Here is a 21,503-nt window from a genome sequence, read left to right as displayed (position 1 = left end):
AGTCTGCTGGTCCTTTGTGACTTGGCATGGAACCGAGCAACTAACATTCCCAATTTGGGTATTAAGATTCCCAAATTGGGTTTTTATGAGCTGCTGGCAATTCTACTGGATGGATTGTTTGCTGAAAGTTACTTGCGTGATTCGTACTTGTTAGATCGCAGGAAGTTCAGTCGTTATTCAGCACCTTAACCGGGGTTGGCGATACGCTGCGACTGACCAAGCCCCGTCTCGATATAGTGACTGAGCGGCGCTTCCATGCTGGCGAAGGCGAGTGCGACCATGAGCAGGCCGACGAAGATGGTGATGGGGAAGCCGATGCCGAACAGGTTGAGTTGCGGTGCAGTGCGGGTGAGGATGCCCAGCGCGATGTTGGTGACCAGCAGCGCGGCGACCACGGGCAGGGAGATCTGCAGCGCGGCGCGGAAGATGATCTCGCCCCACCTGGCGATGGCGAAGAAGTCGAGTTTGTTGCTGCCTGCGAGGCTGATGGGCAGGCTGTCGAAGCTCTGGATCAGTGTGGCCAGCAGTTGCAAATGGCCGTTCATGGATAGGAACAGCAGCATGGCGATCACCATGTAGAACTGGCCGATGGGGCTGGATTGACCCTGCGTCATCGGGTTGAAGAAGATGGCGAAGCCCAGGCCCATGGTCATGCCGATGACCTGGCCGGCCATTTCCACCCCCGCGAACACGATACGCATGCTGAAGCCCATGGCCACGCCGATCAGCAGTTGCTGCGCCAGTATCAGTGCGCCGGGCAGGGTGAGCGGGTCGAAAGTGGCTTGCGAGGGCAGGGTGGGCGCCACGATGAGCGTGAGCGCCAGCGCCAAGCCGAGCTTGACGCGGCGGGGCACGGAGCGGTGCCCGAAGATGGGGGCGATGGCGATCAGGCCAAGGATGCGCGTCAGTGGTAACAGCAGGCCATTGACCCAGCCCAGCAGCAGTTCCTGGCTAATGGTGATCATGGCGGCTAGTGTTGAGGCGGCTAGTGCTGAGCCGGGCCTAGGCGGCCATGCCGGGGATGCCGGTAAGTACCTGACGCATGTAGTCCAGCATCATTGTCAGCATCCACGGCCCGGCGATGACCAGCGCCAGGAACACGCCCAGCAGTTTGGGGATGAAGGACAAGGTGGTTTCGTTGATCTGCGTGGCGGCCTGGAAGATGCTGACCAGCAGGCCGATGAACAGCGCCACGCCCAGCATGGGGGCGGCCACCCACAGCGTGATCTCCATGGCCTGGCGGCCCATCACCATGACACTTTCCGGACTCATACGCCTCCCTTAATAGAAACTTTGTGCCAGCGAGCCCAGCAGCAGGGTCCAGCCATCCACCAGCACGAACAGCATGAGCTTGAACGGCAGTGCCACGATGGCGGGCGACACCATCATCATGCCCATGGCCATCAGCACACTGGCCACTACCATGTCGATGATGAGGAAGGGGATGAAGATGGCAAAGCCGATCTGGAACGCGGTCTTGAGTTCGCTGGTGATGAAGGCGGGGATCAGCACGCGCAGCGGCACGTCGTCCGGGCCATTCACAGCCGGGCTGCGCGACATCTTCAGAAACATGGCCAGATCATTCTCGCGGGTCTGTTTCATCATGAACTGCTTGAGTGGCGCGGCCCCTTTTTCCATGGCTTCCTGCATGGTGATGCGGTTCTCCTGCAGCGGCTGGTAGGCCTCGGCATAGATGCGGTCGATCACCGGCCCCATCACGAACAGGGTCAGGAACAGGGCCAGCCCCACCAGTACCTGGTTAGGCGGTGCGGATTGCACACCCAGTGCCTGACGCAGCAGCGACAGCACGATGATGATGCGTGTGAAGCTGGTCATCATCAGCAGGGCGGCGGGCAGGAAGCTCAGTGACGTGAGCAGCAGCAGGGTCTGCAGGCTGAGGGTGTAATTCTGGCCGCCACCGGCGGCGGGTTGTGCCGATAGCACGGTGAGCCCGGCAGTTTCGGCAACACTGCTGGAAGGCAGCAGCAGTAGCGCGGGCACCAGCAGAGGCAGCAGCCAGCCTGTCCTGGATAGCGCATGCCTTAAGGTGGTTTGCAGGGTATGCATCAGGCGCGTCATCTGCTCAGGCATCCGGTTTGCTTTGGGTGGGTTTGTCTTGAATTGACTTGCCCTGGAGCGGTTTGTCTTGGCTCGGCTTGTTCTGGTCGCCGACGATGACCTTGCCTAGCGCCTGTTTGAAACGCGCTGCAAAGCTGCCTTGCAGCGGAGTAGCCGCCACAGCGCTGCTGCCCGTCAACTCGCCTGCAGCCAGGTTGGCGATGCTGCTGACCTGGCCAGCGGCCACGCCCACCACCAGCCAGCGCTCACCCACCTCGATCACCACCACGCGTTCACGTGTGCCTACGCTGACCCCGCCGACCACGCGCGCCACACTGCCGCCATGCGGGTTGCTCAGCTGATAGCGCTTGGCCAGCCAGGCTAGCGCCATCATCACCAGTAGCACCACCGACAAGCCCAGCACCACTTGCAGCAGGCTGCCGGTGCCGGAAACAGGCGCCTCGGCATGGGCGAGGCCGGGCAGGCACAGCAGGCTGGCTAAGCCCAGGCTGGCGTTCAGGTGCAGCGATGAGGAAACACGCATGGTCATCTGCTTTCTGGTGCGCTTACTTGTTCAGCTTGCGGATGCGTTCCGCAGGCGTGATCACGTCAGTGAGGCGTATGCCGAACTTGTCGTTCACCACCACCACTTCGCCCTGCGCGATCAGGCAACCGTTGACCAGCACGTCCATGGGTTCGCCCGCCATGCCGTCCAGCTCGATCACCGAGCCTTGCGCCAGTTGCAGCAGGTTCTTGATGGCGATCTTGCTGCGGCCCAGCTCCACGGTGAGTTGCACCGGGATATCCAGGATGAAGTCGATGTCATTCTGCGTGCTGCCCGTATTCTTGCCCTGCGCTGAAAATTCCGTGAACACCTGATTGCGTTCGTTCTGACCGGTGAGCACCGGGTTGGCGGCACTGGCCGAGGCTTTCTGCTCGGCAATGGCGGCCTCCCAGTCGTCTTCGGCGATGGTCTGGGTGATGTTGCCATCCAGTGCATTGGCATTAGTCGCCATGGCTTTCTCCTTTGATGTATTCGGTTGAATTGGCGCGCAACAGCTTTTCGACGCGCATGGCGTACTGTCCGTTGAACACGCCGTAGCGGCATTGCATCACCGGGATGCCGTCCACGCGGGCTTCCACTTCCTCGGGCACGGCCATCGGGATCACGTCACCGACCTGCATGTTGAGGATGTCGCCCAGCCGCATGTTGATCTTGCCCAGGTCGGCGATCAGTTCCACTTCGGCGCTCTGGATCTGTTGGGTCATCAGGCGCACCCAGCGCTTGTCCACCCCGAGGATCTCGCCTTGCAGCGTGGAGGTGAGTTGATCGCGAATGGGCTCTATCATGGAATACGGCATGCAGAAATGGATGTCGCCCGTGGAGGAGCCGATCTCGATACTGAAAGTCACCGCCACCACCACTTCGTTGGGAGTGGCGATATTGGCGAACTGGGTGTTCATCTCGGAGCGGATGTACTCGAATTCCAGCGTGTACACCGGCTCCCAGGATTTGGCATAGGTCTCGAACACGATGTCCAGCATGCGCTGGATGATGCGCTGCTCGGTCTGGGTGAAATCGCGGCCTTCCACACGGGTATGGAAACGCCCATCGCCGCCGAACAGGTTGTCCACCACCATAAACACCAGGCCAGGGTCGAACACCATGAGTGCAGTGCCGCGCAGCGGCTTCACCTGCACCAGGTTGAGGTTGGTGGGCACCACCAGATTACGGATGAAATCACTGTATTTGGAGATGCGTACCGGGCCTACCGACACTTCCGCGTTGCGACGCAGAAAGTTGAACAGGCTGATGCGCAGCAGGCGCGCGAAGCGCTCGTTGATGATCTCCAGCGTGGGCATGCGGCCCCGCACGATGCGTTCCTGGGTGGCCAGGTTGTAATCGCGCACGCCGGTACGGTCGATCTCCTCGACCGCATCGTCGCCGTCATTGTTGACGCCGCGCAGCAGCGCATCGACTTCTTCCTGCGATAAAAAGGTATCGGCCATGGTGGGTGCCTACTGGATCACGAACGAGGTGAAGAACACGGCGCTGACTTCTTCGGTCTTGTCGCTGCTGTTGAAGGGCAGGTTGAGTTGCTGACGGATCTCGCCCGCCAGTTGCTGCTTGCCTTCCACGGTGGCCAGGGCGCTGGCTTGCTTGCTGGTGAGCAGCATCAGCAGGCGATTGCGCACTTGCGGCATGTTCTCCTTGAGGGCGGCCATGGCCAGTTCGTCCTGCACCTGCAGGGTGATGTCCACCTGCAGGTATTCATCGGTGACATCGGATTGCAGGTTGACGGTGAAGGTCTCCAGCGTGACGAACACCGGGGGCTTGGGTACTTCCACCGGCTTTTCCACCGGCTTGGCGTGTGCGGGTTTGGCCTGCAGGTAATACCAGGCCCCGCCACCTGCGCCACCCACCACCAGCAGGGCGATCAGTGCCATCAGCAGCTTCTTGCGTGATGTGGGCGCTGTCGCGGAGACGGCGTCTTCTGCCTGCTGTGCCATACCGAATTCCTTGAATCAGAGGTGATGGCTGCATTATTGAAGAAAAGCACCTCCACGCATGCGCGGAACAGAAAGGGAAAGGCCGCCTATTTTGCTGCTTGGCAGCGCGTGGCGCCAGCCATGCTGCAATCAGGCATACAGATCCACCAGGCCTTGCTGCAGGGTGGTGCGCGGGTTTGCGCTGCTCAGCGCTTGCAGCGTGGTACCGCTGTCTGGTTGAAGTGCATGGCCAGCTGCATGACGGGTGGCCTGCGCGCCATCGCGCTGTGCCTGTTGCTGCGCCTGACCGCTACCGACCGACGTCTCGCCCAGCGTCACACCGGCTTCTTTCATGCGTTCACGCAGATGCTCCATGCCGTCCTGCAAGGCCTGGCGCACCTCCTGATGCTCGGAGCTGAAACTGGCACTGGCCTGCTCATTGCTCACCTGGATCACGATCTGCAACGGCCCGAGATCGGGCGGGTTCAGGCTCAAGGTGGCCGTTTGTTCCTGTGCGCCCACCATCCACAGCACCTGCTGACTGATGGCCTGGTTCCAACCGCTGTGGCCCGGATAGCGGTCGATATAAGGCGCGGGCGGCAACAGGCTGGCCACTGTGTTGGCCGTTGTGATCGTTAGCGTGGCGGGCGCGCTGCTGGTTTGTGGTGCAGGTGTGAATGCTATTTGACGGTTTTCAGTTATCTGACTGTTTTCAGTTATCTGACCGCTTTCAGCGAGTGCGTGATTGGGCAGAGGACTGTTGGCGCCATGAGCAGCGGTGCTGCCTGGTGTATCCGGCCTGACTGCCGCCAGCGCGGCATCCGGCTGACGAGCGCCAAGCTCGGAACGGCCCGGCACTTCCTGCAACAGCGGTGCGCTGCGGCTTTGCTGCGGCGTGTCTGCCAACGTGTCGTCTGCTAAAGCCAGATAAGCACTTTTGCCTGCCGTCGGCGCTTGCTTGGGTTCGGTGTGTTGCCCCGCCAGCCTGTCGGTAGCGGGCAAGCCTGAACGCGTTGTGCTGAACTGTGTTGCGCTTATTTCTGCTGCGCTTGTTTCAGCTGCGCTTGTTTCAGCTGCGCTTGTTTTTGCTGCGCTTGAGCCTGCTAGGTTCCGATCCGGCACGGCCGCTACTGCTACAGCAGGTGCAGGGGGTATTCCCGTCACAATCTCTGCCGCCGTGCCTGCTGTAGATGCAGGTATGCCCAGCCATTCATTCAGCACCTGCAGCGACTCGCGTGCGGCTTGGCTGCTGCTATCCTGGGGTTCGAGCGCGGCATCAGCCGTGTTGCTATGGCCCCCGCTAGCCTGTGCAGTGTTGAGCGTTTCGGTCTTGGCGGGCTGGTCTGTGCTGATGGACTTGTCTGTGCTGGTGACCTTGTCTGTGCTGACCGCCTGGCGGTTGAGCGGTTTGTCGCCGAGGGCTGGCGGGCTGACCGGTTTGCCTGGCACCCCGCTGGCTTTGAGTCTGGGGTTGCCGGACATGACGGGCGAGGGCGGCTCTGCCTCAGCTGTCCGCGTGTGCGCAGCCAGCACCTGCTGAAAAGGCGGGGTATTCGCCTCGGACGCCCTAAGTTCTGTGGCTGTTGGCTTGGGTTGGCTGTTCACCGCATTGCTGGCTGCCGAGCTGGTCGGGTTCATCATCATGGTCAGGAGGCGGTGCGCAGGCGTGCGGCACGCGCAGCGAATTCGTCCAGTTGTTGTTGTTCTTTTTTGCGTTGGTGCTGCTGTTCGGCTTTTTCCTGACGCGCTACCAGCACTTCGTAAGACAGCTGTTTCTTCTGGCATTCCTGCCAGTTGAGGCGCTGCGCCCCGATCTGCGCCTGCAACTGCTTCTGCAGGTCCTGCTGCCCGCTGATGGCGGTTTCCAGCTTGCCTACAAAAGCCTGGTAGTTCTGGTATTCCCGTGGCGACAGGCCGCGCTGCAACTGCCCTTGCAGACGTTGCAGGTAATCGGCATGGAAGGATTGCAGCATGGCGAGTTTGTCCTGCTCCTGTGCCAGTTTCTGATTCAGTTCACCCAGGCGCAGGGCGGCGGCTTCCGTGGCTTGGGTGGCCAGTTCGATGAGCAGTTGCAGGCTGGTGTTGGGTTTGCTGGTCATGCCGGGGTCGCAGTCAAGTCAGTGAGTTGTACGATGCTGTCGGCGAGGCTGGCGGATTCCGCGATGCCCTGCTGCAGAAAATGCGCGATGGCCTCGTGCTTGCGTATGGCCTCGTCCAGCAGCGGGTCGCTACCGGCCTGATACGCGCCTACGCTGATCAGGTCGCGGCTGCGTGCATAGCGTGAATTGAGCTGTTTCAGGCGCCGCGCCGCCTGCTGATGGGCGGTGCTGGTGATGCTGTGCATGACGCGACTGATGGATTGCTCCATGTCGATGGCGGGGTAGTGGCCGCTCTCGGCCAGGCTGCGGTTGAGCACGATGTGGCCGTCCAGGATGGCGCGTGCCGCATCGGCGATGGGGTCCTGCTGGTCATCTCCTTCGGTCAGCACGGTATAGAACGCGGTGATCGAGCCCTGACCGGCACGGCCATTGCCGGTGCGTTCCACCAGCGCAGGCAGCTTGGCGAACACGGAAGGCGGATAGCCCTTGGTAGCCGGTGGCTCGCCTATGGCCAGTGCGATCTCGCGCTGCGCCATGGCATAACGGGTCAGTGAATCCATGATCAGCAGCACGTTCAGGCCAGCATCACGGAAATGTTCGGCGATGGTGGTGGCGTAATGGGCGCCCTGCAAGCGCATCAGTGCGGGTACATCGGCAGGGGCGGCCACCACCACGGCACGCGCCAGGCCTTCGCTGCCCAGGATCTGTTCGATGAATTCCTTTACTTCACGGCCACGTTCACCGATCAGCCCCACCACGATGACATCGGCGCTGGTGTAGCGCGCCATCATGCCCAGCAACATGGATTTACCCACGCCCGAGCCGGCGAACAGGCCCATGCGCTGGCCGCGCCCCACGGTAAGCATGCTGTTGATGGCGCGTACGCCCACGTCCAGCGTGTGCTGGATGGGGTCGCGTTCCAGCGGGTTGAGCGGGCGGGTATGCAGCGGTGCACTGTGGCTGGTACGCAAGGGGCCCAGGCCGTCCAGCGGCTTGCCACCGCCATCCACCACACGGCCCAGCAGTTCCGGCCCGACCGGCAGATGACGCGAGCGGTCCGCGGCACGGCGGCGTGGATGCGGGCTGGCATGCGGGCCGGGCAGGGTCTCGGAGACATTGAGCGGCAGCACCTTGCTGCCCGGGCCTATGCCGCCTACATGGCTTTGCGGCATGAGCAGCAGGCGGTCACCATCGAAGCCGACCACTTCGGCTTCCACATGGTGGCCATCGGACAGCGCGATATGGCATACGCTGCCGACGGAAAGCTGGATGCCCACCGCCTCCATCACCAGGCCGGTGAGCTTGGTGATGCGGCCAGCCACCTGCAGCGGCGCCAGTTGTTGTTGCAGATTGAGCAGTTCGCTGCAGTCGCGCAGGTGGTATTGCCACTGGCGTAATGTATGGTCGGGGCTGATGGCGGGCGCGGCGTAGGCGGTCATGCTGCGAGCCCCGTGCGCATCTCGCTGCTCATTGCGCTTTTCGCCTCACTGCTGATTTCACTGCTGGTCTCAGTTCTGGCCCAGACATGTGGCTGACCCAGTGCTTCGCTGATGCGTTGCCAGCGTGTCGCCATGCTGGCATCGATATGGTTGGCCGGGGTGTCCACCAGACAGCCGCCGCGTTCCAGATGCGGGTCTTCCTGAATGATCCAGTGTTGTTCACGCAGCGCATCGGTCAGGCTGTTGCGCACGATGGCCGCATCGTCCGGGTGCAGGGTCAGGCGGGCGGGTTGTTCCACGCTGGGCAGATAATTCAGGCATTCGCGCACCACGGGCAATAGCTGTTCTGGCGACTGTTGCAGCGTTTGTTTGAGCATGGCTTGCGCGATATCCAGCGCCAGTTTCACCAGCGGCGCAGCCATCTGCTGTTCCAGTCCGGCCAAGGTGGCGTTGAACTGCTGGGCGATGTTCAGCAACTGCTGGCGCTCGGCTTGCGCGGCGTTGTTCACCTGCTGCACGCCAGCGGCATAGCCCTGCTGTACGCCTTTGGCATAGCTTTCTTTTTCAGCCTGGCTGATCAGCGCGGCCACTTCCGGCAGGCTGGCCAGCGGTGGCGTCACCTTCACCTGTTCCAGCGAGGAAAGCTCCCAGCGCTGGTAGGCAGTCTGTTGTTCTTTGGGTAATGCGGCCGGGTCAGACATGCGCGTCCCTCGTCACGGCATTGCACATCGCGGCACACATAGCATCGACCGGCTCAGCACCCTGCTTAAACATAGGCATCCTCGGCTTTGCCACCCAGCATGATCTGGCCTTCGTCGGCCAGTCTGCGCACGATCTGCAGGATCTGCTTCTGCTGTGCTTCCACTTCGGAAAGACGTACCGGGCCTTTGGCCTCCAGGTCTTCGCGCATCATTTCGGCGGCACGTGTGGACATGTTCTTGAAGATCTTTTCGCGCAGCTCATTGGTGGCGCCCTTGAGGGCCAGGATCAGCATTTCGGACTGCACTTCGCGCAGTATGGTCTGGATACCACGGTCGTCGATGTCGATGATGTTGTCGAACACGAACATCTGGTCCATGATCTTCTGCGCCATGTCGATGTCATGGTCTTTCAGCGTTTCCATCACCGAGGTCTCGTTGTCGCTGTTCATGAAGTTCATGATCTCGGCGGCGGTGCGCACCCCGCCCATCGGCATCTTCTTGAGGTTCTCGTTGCCGCTCATCAGCTTGGTCAGCACGTCATTGAGTTCCTTGAGCGCAGCGGGCTTCACGCCGTCCAGCGTGGCGATGCGCAGCATCACATCGCCCCTGAGGCGCGGGGTGAAATGGCTGAGGATCTCCGAGGCCTGGTCACGTTCCAGGTGCACCAGGATGGTGGCGATGATCTGCGGATGTTCGTTGCGGATGAATTCGGCCACGGTCTGCGCATCCATCCATTTCAGGCTTTCGATGCCGCTAGCGTCACGCCCCTGCAGGATGCGGTTGAGCAGGCCGGAGGCCTTGTCATCGCCCAGTGCCTTGGTCAGCACGGAGCGGATATAGTCGTCGGAATCCAGGCCGATGGAGGTGCTTTCGTCCACCTTGGTGACGAACTCGCTGAGCACGGCTTCCACATCGTCGTGGCCTATGCTCTTCATGGTGGCCATGGCCGCGCCCAGCTTCTGCACTTCACGCGGGCCGAGGTGTTTCATCACCTCGGCGGCCTCTTCTTCCCCCAGCGCCAGCATCAGGATGGCGCCTTTCATGATCCCGTTCTCAATCATTATTGCTCACCCAGTTGGTAACGACGTTGGCGACCATCTTCGGATTGTCTTTGGCGATGCTCTTGGCGGTCTCCAGGTTCTGCACATAGCCGCGTTGCGTGATGGCCGGTGTGGCCGGGCCACTTGCCTCCAGTAGGACAGGGTTCTCGCTGTCATCGGCCAGTGCAGGCGCAGCCGGGGCTGGCAGCGCCGGGGTCACCAGCTTGCGCAGCATGGGTTTCAGCAGGCGCAGGTACAGCATCAGCATCACCAGCACACCAGCCAGCAGCTTGAGCACTTCCATGCCCATGGCGATGTTCTGCGGTTGTTTCCACAGCGGTACTTCGGGCTCCAGCACAGGCAAGTTGCCAGCGAAACTGCTGTTCACCACGGTGAGCGTATCGCCACGCGCTTCGTTGTAGCCCATGGCCTGACGCGCCAGATCGGCGATCTGGGTCTTTTCGGCGTCGCTGAGCGGCCTGTCCTGCAGCTTGCCGTCCTTGCCGGCTTCGCGCTTGAAGTTGACCACCACGGCTACCGTGAGGCGCTTGATGCCGCCCATGGCCTGCTGGGAGTAACGCACGGTCTTGTCCACTTCATAATTGGTGGTGGCGTTCTTTTGCGTGTTCATGAGCGGCGGAGTATTGGCGGCGGCAGGTGCGGCAGTGGCTGCGCCTTCGGCAGGCGCGGGCTGTACCAGCGGGGCGCTTGCCTCGGCAGGCGGCTGATTACTGAGTGCGCCCGGCACACCGCCATTCAGGTTGTTGCCGGGCACGGTGGCGGATTCGCTGGATTGCTGGCTGCGGATCACCGTGCTGTCTGGTGTCTGGTTGGGTTTGTAGATCTCGGCGGCCTGTTCCACGTTGGCGAAATCGACATCGGCACTGGCCTCAGCGCGTACGTTCTCGGCACCGACGATGGGGCTGATGATGGATTCCACGCGGCGTGCGATGCTCTGCTGCAGGGCTTCTACGTACTTGATCTGATTCGGGTCCAGCTTGTTGGTCTTGTCCTGGCGGCCGCTGTCGGACAGCAGGTTGCCGTTCTGATCCACCACGGTGACGTTGGCGGCGGTCAGTTCCGGCACACTGCTGGCCAGCAGATGCACCACGGCGCTGACCTGCTGGGCGTCCAGCGTGCGGCCAGGCTGCAGGTTGAGCAGCACCGAGGCAGTGGGTTTCTGCTGGTCACGCACGAATACACTGCTCTTGGGGATGGCCAGGTGGATGCGGGCGTTCTGTACCGCCGCGATGGATTGCACGCTGCGCTCCAGTTCGCCTTCCAGCGCGCGCTGGAAATTCACCTGCTCCAGAAACTGCGAGACGCCGAATTTTTGCTGCTCCATGATCTCGAAGCCCACATTGCCGCCTTTGGGCAGGCCTTCGGCAGCCAGGCGCAGACGTGCCTGATGCACTTGTGCGGCGGGCACCAGGATGGCCGAGCCGCCTTCCGAGAACTTGTAAGGCACGTTCATCCGTTCCAGCGCCCCGACGATGGCACCGCCATCCTTATCGGAAAAGTTGGAGAACAGCACGCGATAATCCGGCTGCTGGCTCCACAGCCAGAAGGCGCTCATCACCGCGATCACCGCCGCGATGCCGACCCCCAGCAACAGCCGGTTGCCCAGGGCTGACGAGAACATGCCACCCGGTGGGCTGTTCGAAAAGGTCGCATCCGTGACCGCTGCCATATCGATTCCTCAATCTGCTAAAGCTGGCATGACTGCCATATTGGGAGCCATTATGTCGCTGGCCTGCCAATTCAAAGGCTGGAACAGAGCGTATTTACCCGCCTTATTTGCGCTAGTCGCGCCAGGACGGGCTGCTAAAGTAGGCGTGTAGAAATTCGTCGTCACTTACTTCGTGAAGAAGGGAAACAACATGGCCATCGAAGGCATAGATGCCAGTCGCATCCAGTCCATGCTGTCGCAACTGAAACAGGCCGCGCAGCGACCAGACACGGCCGCCTTGCCTGCCGCTGGCTCGGCGAGTGCGCAGGGCACACAAAAGCTGGATTTCGCCGAAGCGCTGAAAGCCTCGCTGAACCAGGTCAACAGCATGCAGCTGCAATCGGAGAAGCTGGGCCAGCAATTCGTCCTGGGCGACGACAAGGTCAGCCTGTCCGACGTGATGATCACCGGGCAAAAGGCCAGCATCGCCTTCCAAGCCACCGTGCAGGTGCGCAACAAGCTGGTCAGCGCGTATCAGGACATCATGAACATGCAGGTGTGATCAAGCATTCAGCATGCCCATGGCGAGCCAATTTGAGGCTATGTGGACCTGGAGGCGGCTGCCCGCCCTAAGCTTTGAATCCGCTTCCGGTCAGGGCATGGTGGAGGCGCTGCGCCTAAGCATGGGCAGGTGAATTTATCTGGATAATTCGGCGCGATTAGACCTGATCCAGTCTAGCGTCTGCTGGTACAGCGTTTCGGCTTGCTTGATACACTCAATAACGGCCTCGTCACTTACCGGATCACCTGCCCGGATCACCTGCGTAATCGCTGATATTTCTTTGCTTGCGCAGGGCATCCAGAACGATGACCGTCGATGCATGTGTGCCCAGTGTCGTTTGCAGTGTTTGAATCGCTGTTTGATGATGTCCCGGCTGACTTGTCGATGTGCGATAGCCGTGTAACCACAAACCCAGCATCGCACATTGCATAATGGCCTTGTAAGCCGCATCAAATCTTGTTTCGTCACTGACAGCTTCAATCCTGGAGTCGGAAATATTGCGCTTGATGGCGTCCAGTAAGCGAAGCAGCGCTTCACTGGAGGGTTGATGTGATTGCAGCTGTTTGGTTTTCAGTAAATTTTCCAAGCTCATGATCATCACCCACTATGAACAGCTTTGGTTTTTGCAGGACTTCTTTCAAGAAGGAGTCGTTTTTTGCCATGCGACTGTTGAATCCGTCGATGGAATACACCACAGGGTTGATTTCCCGTTTGAGAGTGGTCTGGCATGGATGCAACAGGCCCACAACATCCCCAAAGCCGATGTCGCCGATGATCATGACATCAATATCGCTGTTGGTCTGTTGCTCACCACGAGCGACCGAACCAAATACAAAAGCCAGTTCGATCTGATGGCTGATGCTGGATAGCGCATTCGCTATCACCTCCACCAAACCGGATGTCTTGCGCAAGATACTAGCCAACTCTTCGAAAATGGGACATTGCACGTTTGCACTGTAGCGCTGCTGGTTGCCCACTTTTGTGCTCTGCAAAATGCCCGCCTCAGACAGTTTGCTGAGTTCTTTATGCAGGGTGCCGGCACTGGTATGCGTAAGCCTGGCCAATTCGCGCACATGGTAGCTTTGCTCGGGATGCAACAGCAAAAGCCCCAGAACACGTTTCCGATATTCACCAAACAGCAGATTGGATAGCATGATGTTTCTTTAATGGCTACGAATGAAGCAAATTTTGCTACATAAGAAGGAGCAAATCAAGTGACATCAGCCAAAGTCGAATTCAGCATCACGTGCTTCATGCAGTGCATTTGGAGTGATTGGGCGTTTTCTGGAACCTTGCTTGTTATTCTCAACGGACAAGAAGCCGCCTGGTTGAACCTGCTGCCAGCCGTCTGATCAAGGGGCTAGACAGTTAGCGGGCTGTCCTGGTTATTGAGCTATTTACCTAGCGGCTTGCCCTGTTCCAGCTGGTACAGCCAGGCGAGGATCTCGGCGATGGCCTGGTATAGCACGGGCGGGATATGCTGATCCAGATCCACCTGCATCAATAGCGCGACCAGTTCCGGGGATTCGTGCACGAACACGCCATGCGTTTTGGCCCTGGCGATGATCTGCTCCGCCACCAGGCCACGGCCCTTGGCCACCACGCTGGGTGCGTAGGCACCCGCTTCATAGGCCAGCGCCACGGCTTCCGGCGGCTTGGCCCAGGGCTGGCCGCCTTCTGGCTTATTGGTGTCCTTGCGCATCATGCCAGCGGTGCGACCGCGCTGTGTGCGCTTGCTGCACTTGGAGCAGCAGGCTTGCCGCTTTGTACCTGCAGGCTATCCAACCGCGCGGCTGGCAGTTGCTGCAGGGCATTGACCAGCTTTGCCAGGCGCGTCTGCAACAGCACACCGGTCTCGGCCTCATCCGCTTGCAGGCGGATATGCAGGCATTGTTCACGCAAGCTGATCACGGCGCTGACATTGCCCAGTGCGGGCAGCTGCAGCTGCAAGCGGCTGGTGACGGCAGGGGCGGCCTCTATGTCGGCATGGCTGGAGCGGCCGTCTTCCTTATTACGCCGAGCCTGGCCCTGCTCTTCCAGCTCGGTCTCCCAGTGCATGGGCTGGCCGGGCCAGACCTCCCCCTGCCAGTGCACACGGCGCTGTTCCAGTACCTGCAATTGCTGGGATAGCAGGCTGGCGGCTTCGGCGGGCGGGCGTGACGGCTGGTTCTGTGGTTCTTGCAGCAGGCTGTCGCTGCTGCGTTTGCCTTGCAGGGTTTGATGGAGATGGGCTTCGTAGAACAAGCCGCTTTGTGACAGGGAGTGTTGCAGCGCCTGTGCGATCTGGCGGCTGTCGGGTAGCGCTGCCGTGGCAGACAGGCTCAACAAGCTGTTGGCCGGGCGCACCGTGGCGGGCAGGTCGGATTGCTGCAAGGCTTGCTGGATGAGTTGCGCCCCGGCGCTGAGCTGGGTGCTGACCGCGTTGTTCGCACCGGGCAGCGCAGGCTGGGTGCCTAGTAGCGAGGCCAGTAGGGTATTGCGCAGGCTCTGCTGTTGCACCTGCATGCCGAGCGGGTTCTCGCCTATGCGGGTGACGGGGTTGAGGCTGTCTTGGAGTGCGCTGGCCATGCGGGCTATGGTCTGAGTGCTGGGTCTGAGTGCTGGGTCTGGAAGCTGCCGCCGGATTCACATCGGCGGCGAGTTGCCGTAGTGGCGCGCCAGCTTGCGCTCAGCGATGTTGCTGCTGATCATGCTGCTCAGTTTGCGCATCCACGGGTTGACCAGTTCGCGGATCTGGCGGTCATGCGCCAGGATGTTCTGCAGGCAATGCAGCTTGGCCTCGCGCTCGGCGCCGGCCAGCGGTGCCGCCGGGTTGAGCAGGGATTGCATCTGCAGTTTGCGCACGCATTCTGCGCATTGCTGCTCCAGCCGGGTCAGCGTCTCCCAGTCTTCTGCCTGGGCAGCCGTGAGCATCTGCGCTGTGATCTCGGCGATGGTCTGGTATTGCGCGAGGGAGGGGTTGGCGTGCATATCAGGCCCTGAACGGTGCGTTGGCGGTGCTTGGGGCGGCATAGGCGGCCAGGCCGCTGGCCGGCATGGCCGGTGTTGCGATGGCCAGCCAGGCGCCACGGATATCGGCCAGCAGGGCGATCACTTCTTCGATGGCGGCACGGTCGTTATCCAGATTGGCGCGGAACAGTTTGTCCACCATGTAACCGTACAGGCTGTCCAGGCTGTCCGCCAGGCTGCCGCCTGCCTCTTTATCCAGGCTTTGGCGCAAGCCGTTCTCGATGATGATGATGGCTTTGGAGAGGTCTGCGCTCTTTTGGCCCAGGTCCTGCGATTGCAGTCTTACCAGTGCGCTGCGGCAGGCGGTGAGTGCACCGTCATACAGCATCACGATCAACTGATGTGGATTGCTGGCCGCGACACCCGTTTCCAGTCCGATACGGGCGTAGGCTTGTACACCCAGTGTTTGCGTTCCGAACATGCTTCTCTCCGTGACTAACTATTCGATTGCAACATGCTGATCTGCTGGCTCAGGTAGCTGCTGGTGCTCTGCATGCTGCTGATCAGCGTGTCCAGTGCCGTGAACTGATCGCGGTAACGTTGCTCGATCACGGCCAACCTGGCTTGCAAGGTTTCCTGCTGACGCGTGAGCCGGGTGACGCTGGCACTGAGGCCTTCGGTACGCGCGGTGAGCAGACCATCACTGCGTAGATAGTTATCGGCAAGCTGGCGCAATTGATAAGCGTAACCCAGGGTGAAATTCACTGTGCCGCGTGCACCGAGTGCGCCACCATCCACTTTCAGGATCAGGCCGTTGGCATCGCCCGTGGCGCCGATCAGGTTCTGTCCCTTGCCAGTGGCGGCCACGCCGTTGATGCTGCCTGCGACATCCAGCCCGGCGCTGCTCACGGCGCTGTTGCCGAACAGGTTGGCGTTGCCATTGGCGCTGCCGAGCAGGATGCTGGAGCTGCTGCCATAGTTGACCGAGGTCACGCTGAGCATGCCCGCGTTGACATTGACGCTGGCAGCGGAGCCTGCCGCGCTGATGCGGTTCTGCAGTTCGGCGGCCAGGGCGCTGCTGCTGGCGTAGCTGCCTGCGGTGAGGGTGAGGTTGTAATCCACCCCGTCGATATTGAGGGCGATGGCATCGTTGACGCCTGCGGTGATGGTGAGCCCGGCCGCATCGCTGCCAGCCAGGCTGCCGCGTGTGGCGAGTTGGGTCACGTTCACCGCATAGTTGCCGGCCAGCGTGCTGCTGCTGTTGCCTGCAACGCTGATCTGGCTGTCGGTGGCTTTGCCGGTGGCCGCGAACAGGCCGGCGATCTCGCTGAAATTGCTTTCCATGCCGGATTTCAGTTTGCTGCTGTCCAGCGCCAGCGTGCCGTCCTTCTGGAAGGTCACGCCGATCTGGTACAGCGAGGTGAGCGCGCCGGTGCTGCCCACACTTTGTGTGAGCACGGACTTGAGCTGGAAGGCCAGGCCGCGTGCGGTGCTGTCGCCCAGCAGCGCGCCGCCGGTCTTGCTGGCCTCGTCATATTTGGTGAGGTTGCGCAGTGTCTGGTTGAGGTCGTTATAGGCTTTGACGAAACTGGCGACGTTGGCTTCCACCGTGCTGGTATCGCGGCCTATGGTCAGGGTCTGCGGGCTGGCGCTCACTTTGCTGAGCGTCAGTGTCACGCCTTCCAGCGCATCGGTGATGACATTGCTGGGCTTGCTGATGCTGATGCCGTCGATGCTGAGCAGCGCATTCTTTGCCTCCTGCACCTGACTGAGGTTCTTGCCGCTGCCCGCCAGCGCGGTCGGGTCGTAAGCCAGCTGCGACAGGCCGCTGTTGTCGGTGTTGGTGCCGTCAGCATCGCTGGCGCTGATGCGCAGGCTGTTGCCCGCACCACTGTCCTTGCTGCTCAGCACCAGGCGATAGCCAGTGCCGTCATTGACGATGCTGGCACTCACGCCGGCATTGGCGGCATTGATGGCATCACGCACACCACTCAGCGTGTTGTTGCCGGTGGTGATGTTGATGGTCAGCGCCGCCTTGTTGCCTGCCGTGAAGGTGTTGCCGGTGCTGTCATAGCTGCCGAAGTCTATAGTCAGCGTGCCCATGCCGACGATATCTGCCAGGCTGGTCTTGGGCGCCAGTGCCAGTTTGTGGCTTTGTGCCAGCTGGTCTACCTGCAGGCTGTGACTGGCGGCAGTGGCGCTGCCCGTGGCGGTGGCGTTCACCGTGCTGGCATCGCTGCTCTGCACGGTCAACGCATTGAATTTGCTGATGTTGGACAGATTGCCCAGCGTGGTCTGAAAGCTGGACAAGGCACTCTGCAGGCTGCCATAGGCCGAAATCTTGGCCTGGGTGCTGGTCTTCTGCTGGGTGACATTGGTCAATGGCCCTTGTTCGGTGGTCATCAGATTTTGCACGATGCTGGCCACATCGAGACCTGATCCTATGCCAGCTGAGGTAAGCGCCATGGTGGTATCCGTAAGCTAAAAGGTTGCCGTTAAAGTGGTGGCCGTATCAGGCGAATTGCCGGATCAGCAGGCCTTGCAGACGATCCAGGGTCTTGGAGATGGCCAGCGCTTCTGCGGTGGGTACCTGCCGGATGATCATGTCGGTCTCGCGGTCTATGATGCTGACGATGGCGCGCCCACTTTCTTCGTCGATGGAGAATTCGATGCCAGGCGCGGCCTTGGCGATAAAACTGTTGATGTTGCCGACGGCATCGTCGATGGTGTTGGCGCTATCTTGCGCATTGGCGCTGCTGCCGAATATCTCGGGCGCAGGGCTTGCCGGGGCGGATGTGGCTGCGGCACTGCTCACTGAACTGGTAGCCGGGTTGGTGGCGGGCGTGCTTGTCTGGGCGACTTTGCCGAATGTGGCGCTCATCACGCTGATGTTCTCTGAAATTGTCGTCATTTTGCAGACTCCTTAAAGCCCCGGCAGTCATCCGACCACAGGGGCTTGTCACACATTGCTGCTGGTGCAGTTTGAGCGTACGGCATGCTCAACGCCGACTGGACCAGACAAGCCGGCCGTCAGGGCCGGCGGTCTGTGGTGCCTGATTAGCCACGCAGCAAGGTCAGTACGTTGTTAGGCAACTGGTTGGCCTGGGCCAGCATCGCCGTACCGGCTTGTTGCAGGATCTGCGCACGGGTCAGGTTGGCAGTTTCCGTTGCGAAGTCGGCATCCATGATGCGGGACTTGGCTGCGGAGGAGTTCTCAACCGACACCTTCAGGTTGCTGATCACCGATTCAAAGCGGTTCTGTACCGCACCGTAGGTGGCACGTTCCGTGTTGATCTCGTCCAGCGCGTCGTCGATGGCGGTGATGGCCAGTGCCGAGTTGGCAGCGTCATCAATCAGCACCGTGTTGGCAGCGGCGGTAGCGGTGGCACTGGCACCAGCGGTCAGGTCGGTGGTGGTGACGCTGATGGTATCGGTGGTGTCTGCACCCACTTGATACACATTGGTGCCGCCGGACAGTACGTTGGTGCCGTTGAACTTGGTGTTGCCAGTGAGACGGGTGATCTCGGCCTGCAGCTCGGAGAATTCAGTGCCCAGGTTGGCACGGTCACCGGCGTTGTTGGTGGCGTTGGAGGATTGAACCGCCAGTTCACGCATACGTTGCAGTGCATCGGTCACCTTGCCCAGTGCGCCTTCAGCGGTCTGGCTGAACGAGATGGCGTCGTTGGAGTTACGGATGGCCACGTTCATGCCGCGAACCTGGGAATCCATACGGGTGGCGATCGACAGGCCAGCTGCGTCGTCCTTGGCGCTGTTCACACGCAGGCCGGAAGACAGACGTTGCAGGGAGGTGCTCAGGCTGGTCTGCGAGGACGACAGGTTACGTTGAGCGTTGAGGGAAGCGATGTTGGTGTTGATGCCAGTCATGATATTTCTCCTAAATTAAAAATTGATACTGCGCTTGAGGTCGTTAACTTATGAATCGGCTTTTTGCCACTAGCGCCACCACCAAACTTGCCGGAGGTCTCGCTGTTAAGACTGTTATCGGCAGCGTAATCAGAAAGTTGAATCTTTTTTTTCTGCTTGCGCTGCAAAGTGGCAGTGCTGATTCCTGTAACGACGGCTTACGCCCAATCTTTAATCCTGGCTCCTTTCATGGTCTGGTCTCTTTGGTTTTAACGCGTTAGTTTTAACGCGTTTTTTTAATGCGTTTGTTTCAATGGCGTTCAATGCACGTGCGGTATTTGTTGAATACGGCGCTTGTCCCGGCTTCAGCGCGTGGTGCGGTGCTTGATGATGGCATCGCGTATGTGCTGCATGCCCTGTTCACGCGTGCGGCTGCCGGGTGCGCTTTGCATCAGTTGCTGAAACTGCAGCAGCGCGCGGTCCAGCCAGTCTTCCAGCAGGGTCTGCTCGCGGAAGCTTTCCACCAGCATGGCCAGCACACGGTTGAAGGCTTGTTCCTGACGATCCAGTGCCTGCTGGTACTGATCGATCTGCAGCACCAGGTCGCGCACGTCATGCGCCAATGCATTGCTGGTGCCGTAGGTGCGTGCCGCTTTGACACGTTTACCCAGTTGCATGCTGGTGTTCGCCAGCGGGTTGTCCTCACGCAGCAGGGTGGGCAAGGTGAGCATCAGCAGGCGTGCCAGCAGGTCTTTCCAGATCTGCGGATCGCCATCGGCTTCGGCGAAGTGCGACAAGTGATCATGGTGTTGCGGCTGCTCGGCCTTGAGTAACTGCAGCAGCTCCTGCCCCAGCAAAGGCCACTGCTTCTCTTCGATGGCGGAGGCCATGCGCAGGGCACTATCCGTGCCAAGCAGGGCATAACTGCGCGATAGCGCGATCAGGACGGCTTCGGCGGAAAGGGGTTCTACGTTGTCAGTCATGGCCTTTTACTGGCATGCGATCAGGGATGAAGCATGGTAATGCCGCGCGTGGGTCGGCAAAACGCATAACAGGCGAGGGAAAGGGTGCCTGTTCCAGACTTGATGCCAGGGGCGGTACGGGCGGAAGCGGTGTGCTTTACTGGCTTGTGGCTTAAACGCTATACATGCCCAGCCCCTAACTTTCGGGGGTGTTACATCGGGGGGTATCTGAGGTATCGTTTAACTCAAGCGAGGTATATGTGCTCAGCAGGTGGATGAGTGTGATGCCCCGCAGGCAAAAACATGGGATCAAGCCATTTAGGTGGCTAAGAATGTGCTGGTGTGTTTGCTATGTTGATATGCGCGTTTGTGGGGCATTTGAAAACGATAAAGGATTGATTGAATGAAAAAATCAGAACGTGAATCCAGTTTATACACCAGACCTGCTAAATTGCTAGGCACGTTAGTTGGTGTCTAATTTACGTTGGGCCTAGACAAAAGGAGAGTTTTGCATGGCAAATTTGCTTTATGTGGATAACTCAAACATCTGGATTGAGGGGCTGCATGTCGCGGCATTCAAATCTGGGAAGGCTCCAGATGTCTGGACTGCCGTAAAGGCCGATATATGTGACTATAGCTGGAAGCTTGACTTCGGAAAACTGTATGAATTCGCAGGGGGCGACAAAACCGAGGTAAAGAAAGCAACCCTTTTTGGTTCTCGCCCACCCAAAAACGACTCCCTTTGGGACATTGCAAAAAGAAAAGGGTTTACTGTCGTTGTCTATGACCGAAATGTTGCAAATCACGAAAAGAAAATCGATACCGATATTGTGGCAACAATGATTGAGGACTCATATGAAATCCTCACTATTGGAAAGGATGAAGTTACCCTTGTCGCTGGAGATGCAGATTACGTCCCTGCCATCGAAAAACTTAGAAAACGCAACATCCCGGTTCACGTTGTATTCTGGGGGCATGCCGCCAGAGAACTGAAAGATGCCGCTACGAAATTTATCTCGCTTGATGATTACCTTTCTCATCTTAGTCATAAATAAGTGCCCAACCCTGTATTCGAGCCAGCGCGGTAGGGCGTACCCGATTGGATGGAACGAATGGGATAAGACACGATATTCACAGCCATTTTTTGATTTTATTGAGTTTTTATGGAGTCTGACCTCATTTTTACATTCGCAGGGCTGGCCGCCTGCTGACATCATGCGAGAGCTTTAGGGTCGCGAGTGCATCGCAGCACCATTCGCTGCGACTGCTTGGCGCGGCGCGGACAAGATAGCCTATGAGAGACACCAAAGAGGCAGCAATGGATAAGCTAGCGAGTCAGACATTTTCTGCCAGGAGCGAGATTGAATCAGTTTCTCTTGAAAGGATTTTTGCTGAGGATCGGCGGCTACGCATACTCGAAGTGCTAGATAAATCGCCAGGCTATACAGCTAATCAAGTTGTATTGAATGAAATGCTCGCGCAGCTTGGTCACTTGATATCGTCAGACAAAACTAGGGTAGAGCTTGCATGGCTGGCAGAAATGACACTGATTGAATTGCTTGCTACCGATAGTCTGTTTGTCGCTCGATTGACTCAGCGCGGACAAGATGTTGCAACTGGTAGGGCCACTGTTCCTGGGGTTTCAGTCACAAGGCCAACATAAAAATTTA

The 21,503-nt window shown here is 59.5% G+C and carries 27 protein-coding genes; 3 read left to right on the top strand and 24 right to left on the bottom strand.

The window, feature by feature from the left end; genetic code table 11:
- Window positions 1–185 precede the first annotated feature (185 nt).
- The 13 genes from fliR to fliF all read right to left on the bottom strand — a co-directional run bounded on the left by fliR (window position 186) and on the right by fliF (window position 11,517).
- Window positions 186–965, bottom strand: a complete 780-nt coding sequence (fliR, locus tag ED236_RS06595; RefSeq protein ID WP_123237186.1) for a flagellar biosynthetic protein FliR — start codon at window positions 963–965, stop codon at window positions 186–188.
- A gap of 37 nt (window positions 966–1,002) precedes the next feature.
- Window positions 1,003–1,272: a flagellar biosynthesis protein FliQ gene (gene fliQ, locus ED236_RS06590; RefSeq protein WP_123237185.1), complete on the bottom strand. Its 270-nt coding sequence runs from the start codon at window positions 1,270–1,272 to the stop codon at window positions 1,003–1,005.
- 9 nt (window positions 1,273–1,281) lie between these two features.
- Complete coding sequence (gene fliP, locus ED236_RS06585) at window positions 1,282–2,067, bottom strand: flagellar type III secretion system pore protein FliP (RefSeq protein WP_123237428.1); 786 nt, start codon at window positions 2,065–2,067, stop codon at window positions 1,282–1,284.
- A 16-nt stretch (window positions 2,068–2,083) separates the two neighbouring features.
- Window positions 2,084–2,602 carry a flagellar biosynthetic protein FliO gene (gene fliO, locus ED236_RS06580; RefSeq protein ID WP_123237427.1) on the bottom strand — a complete coding sequence of 173 codons (519 nt, stop codon included), beginning with the start codon at window positions 2,600–2,602 and terminating at the stop codon, window positions 2,084–2,086.
- Between the two features lie 22 nt (window positions 2,603–2,624).
- Window positions 2,625–3,074: a flagellar motor switch protein FliN gene (fliN, locus tag ED236_RS06575; protein WP_123237184.1), complete on the bottom strand. Its 450-nt coding sequence runs from the start codon at window positions 3,072–3,074 to the stop codon at window positions 2,625–2,627.
- Window positions 3,064–4,068, bottom strand: coding sequence for a flagellar motor switch protein FliM (gene fliM / locus ED236_RS06570; protein WP_123237183.1), 1,005 nt, complete (start codon window positions 4,066–4,068; stop codon window positions 3,064–3,066). The genes fliN and fliM overlap by 11 nt, the downstream gene beginning before the upstream one ends.
- Window positions 4,069–4,077: 9 nt before the next feature.
- A complete protein-coding gene (fliL, locus tag ED236_RS06565; protein WP_123237182.1) occupies window positions 4,078–4,569 on the bottom strand; it encodes a flagellar basal body-associated protein FliL in 492 nt (163 codons plus the stop codon).
- A gap of 129 nt (window positions 4,570–4,698) precedes the next feature.
- Window positions 4,699–6,192, bottom strand: a complete 1,494-nt coding sequence (locus ED236_RS06560) for a flagellar hook-length control protein FliK (protein ID WP_162299587.1) — start codon at window positions 6,190–6,192, stop codon at window positions 4,699–4,701.
- Between the two features lie 2 nt (window positions 6,193–6,194).
- Entirely contained in the window at window positions 6,195–6,647 is a 453-nt protein-coding gene (gene fliJ / locus ED236_RS06555) for a flagellar export protein FliJ (protein ID WP_123237180.1), read from the bottom strand.
- Window positions 6,644–8,086 carry a flagellar protein export ATPase FliI gene (fliI, locus tag ED236_RS06550; RefSeq protein ID WP_123237179.1) on the bottom strand — a complete coding sequence of 481 codons (1,443 nt, stop codon included), beginning with the start codon at window positions 8,084–8,086 and terminating at the stop codon, window positions 6,644–6,646. The genes fliJ and fliI overlap by 4 nt, the downstream gene beginning before the upstream one ends.
- Window positions 8,083–8,787 carry a FliH/SctL family protein gene (locus ED236_RS06545; protein ID WP_123237178.1) on the bottom strand — a complete coding sequence of 235 codons (705 nt, stop codon included), beginning with the start codon at window positions 8,785–8,787 and terminating at the stop codon, window positions 8,083–8,085. The genes fliI and ED236_RS06545 overlap by 4 nt, the downstream gene beginning before the upstream one ends.
- A 65-nt stretch (window positions 8,788–8,852) precedes the next feature.
- On the bottom strand, window positions 8,853–9,848 hold the full coding sequence (fliG, locus tag ED236_RS06540) for a flagellar motor switch protein FliG (protein WP_123237177.1): 996 nt from the start codon (window positions 9,846–9,848) through the stop codon (window positions 8,853–8,855).
- Window positions 9,841–11,517, bottom strand: coding sequence for a flagellar basal-body MS-ring/collar protein FliF (gene fliF / locus ED236_RS06535; RefSeq protein ID WP_123237176.1), 1,677 nt, complete (start codon window positions 11,515–11,517; stop codon window positions 9,841–9,843). Before fliF ends, fliG begins: the two co-directional genes overlap by 8 nt.
- 190 nt (window positions 11,518–11,707) lie before the next feature.
- Here fliF and fliE point away from each other — a divergent pair, with 190 nt between their 5' ends.
- A complete protein-coding gene (fliE, locus tag ED236_RS06530; protein ID WP_123237175.1) occupies window positions 11,708–12,058 on the top strand; it encodes a flagellar hook-basal body complex protein FliE in 351 nt (116 codons plus the stop codon).
- Between the two features lie 241 nt (window positions 12,059–12,299).
- Here the strand turns inward: fliE and ED236_RS06525 are convergent, their stop codons facing one another.
- From ED236_RS06525 to ED236_RS06480, 11 genes are all read right to left on the bottom strand, one after another.
- The gene (locus ED236_RS06525; protein ID WP_205125651.1) at window positions 12,300–12,644 is read right to left on the bottom strand and encodes a hypothetical protein; all 345 of its coding nucleotides are present in this window, start codon (window positions 12,642–12,644) and stop codon (window positions 12,300–12,302) included.
- The gene (locus ED236_RS06520) at window positions 12,592–13,212 is read right to left on the bottom strand and encodes a nucleotidyltransferase domain-containing protein (protein ID WP_123237174.1); all 621 of its coding nucleotides are present in this window, start codon (window positions 13,210–13,212) and stop codon (window positions 12,592–12,594) included. Before ED236_RS06520 ends, ED236_RS06525 begins: the two co-directional genes overlap by 53 nt.
- Before the next feature lie 239 nt (window positions 13,213–13,451).
- On the bottom strand, window positions 13,452–13,763 hold the full coding sequence (locus tag ED236_RS06515; protein WP_240032058.1) for an EscU/YscU/HrcU family type III secretion system export apparatus switch protein: 312 nt from the start codon (window positions 13,761–13,763) through the stop codon (window positions 13,452–13,454).
- The gene (gene fliK / locus ED236_RS06510) at window positions 13,760–14,626 is read right to left on the bottom strand and encodes a flagellar hook-length control protein FliK (RefSeq protein ID WP_123237173.1); all 867 of its coding nucleotides are present in this window, start codon (window positions 14,624–14,626) and stop codon (window positions 13,760–13,762) included. Before fliK ends, ED236_RS06515 begins: the two co-directional genes overlap by 4 nt.
- Window positions 14,627–14,683: 57 nt before the next feature.
- A complete protein-coding gene (locus ED236_RS06505) occupies window positions 14,684–15,028 on the bottom strand; it encodes a flagellar protein FliT (protein WP_123237172.1) in 345 nt (114 codons plus the stop codon).
- Between the two features lies 1 nt (window position 15,029).
- The gene (gene fliS / locus ED236_RS06500) at window positions 15,030–15,488 is read right to left on the bottom strand and encodes a flagellar export chaperone FliS (RefSeq protein WP_123237171.1); all 459 of its coding nucleotides are present in this window, start codon (window positions 15,486–15,488) and stop codon (window positions 15,030–15,032) included.
- Between the two features lie 14 nt (window positions 15,489–15,502).
- Window positions 15,503–17,473, bottom strand: coding sequence for a flagellar filament capping protein FliD (gene fliD / locus ED236_RS06495; protein WP_123237170.1), 1,971 nt, complete (start codon window positions 17,471–17,473; stop codon window positions 15,503–15,505).
- A gap of 46 nt (window positions 17,474–17,519) precedes the next feature.
- Entirely contained in the window at window positions 17,520–17,918 is a 399-nt protein-coding gene (locus tag ED236_RS06490; RefSeq protein WP_123237169.1) for a flagellar protein FlaG, read from the bottom strand.
- 146 nt (window positions 17,919–18,064) lie between these two features.
- Window positions 18,065–18,895 carry a flagellin N-terminal helical domain-containing protein gene (locus tag ED236_RS06485; RefSeq protein WP_123237168.1) on the bottom strand — a complete coding sequence of 277 codons (831 nt, stop codon included), beginning with the start codon at window positions 18,893–18,895 and terminating at the stop codon, window positions 18,065–18,067.
- Complete coding sequence (locus ED236_RS12455) at window positions 18,889–19,059, bottom strand: hypothetical protein (protein ID WP_155522420.1); 171 nt, start codon at window positions 19,057–19,059, stop codon at window positions 18,889–18,891. The genes ED236_RS06485 and ED236_RS12455 overlap by 7 nt, the downstream gene beginning before the upstream one ends.
- Window positions 19,060–19,236: 177 nt before the next feature.
- Complete coding sequence (locus ED236_RS06480) at window positions 19,237–19,854, bottom strand: hypothetical protein (RefSeq protein WP_123237167.1); 618 nt, start codon at window positions 19,852–19,854, stop codon at window positions 19,237–19,239.
- A gap of 491 nt (window positions 19,855–20,345) precedes the next feature.
- Between ED236_RS06480 and ED236_RS06475 the strand changes: the two genes are divergently transcribed.
- Together ED236_RS06475 and ED236_RS06470 are read left to right on the top strand one after the other, a co-directional pair.
- Window positions 20,346–20,888 carry an NYN domain-containing protein gene (locus ED236_RS06475; protein ID WP_123237166.1) on the top strand — a complete coding sequence of 181 codons (543 nt, stop codon included), beginning with the start codon at window positions 20,346–20,348 and terminating at the stop codon, window positions 20,886–20,888.
- Window positions 20,889–21,127: 239 nt separating this feature from the next.
- The gene (locus ED236_RS06470; protein WP_205125650.1) at window positions 21,128–21,496 is read left to right on the top strand and encodes a VpaChn25_0724 family phage protein; all 369 of its coding nucleotides are present in this window, start codon (window positions 21,128–21,130) and stop codon (window positions 21,494–21,496) included.
- Window positions 21,497–21,503 lie beyond the last annotated feature (7 nt).

It is taken from the genome of Pseudomethylobacillus aquaticus (genome assembly GCF_003730115.1).
GTDB lineage: Bacteria > Pseudomonadota > Gammaproteobacteria > Burkholderiales > Methylophilaceae > Pseudomethylobacillus > Pseudomethylobacillus aquaticus.
The sequence above is the reverse complement of the archived record's forward strand: the minus strand, read 5'-3'. Positions and strand labels throughout refer to the sequence as shown.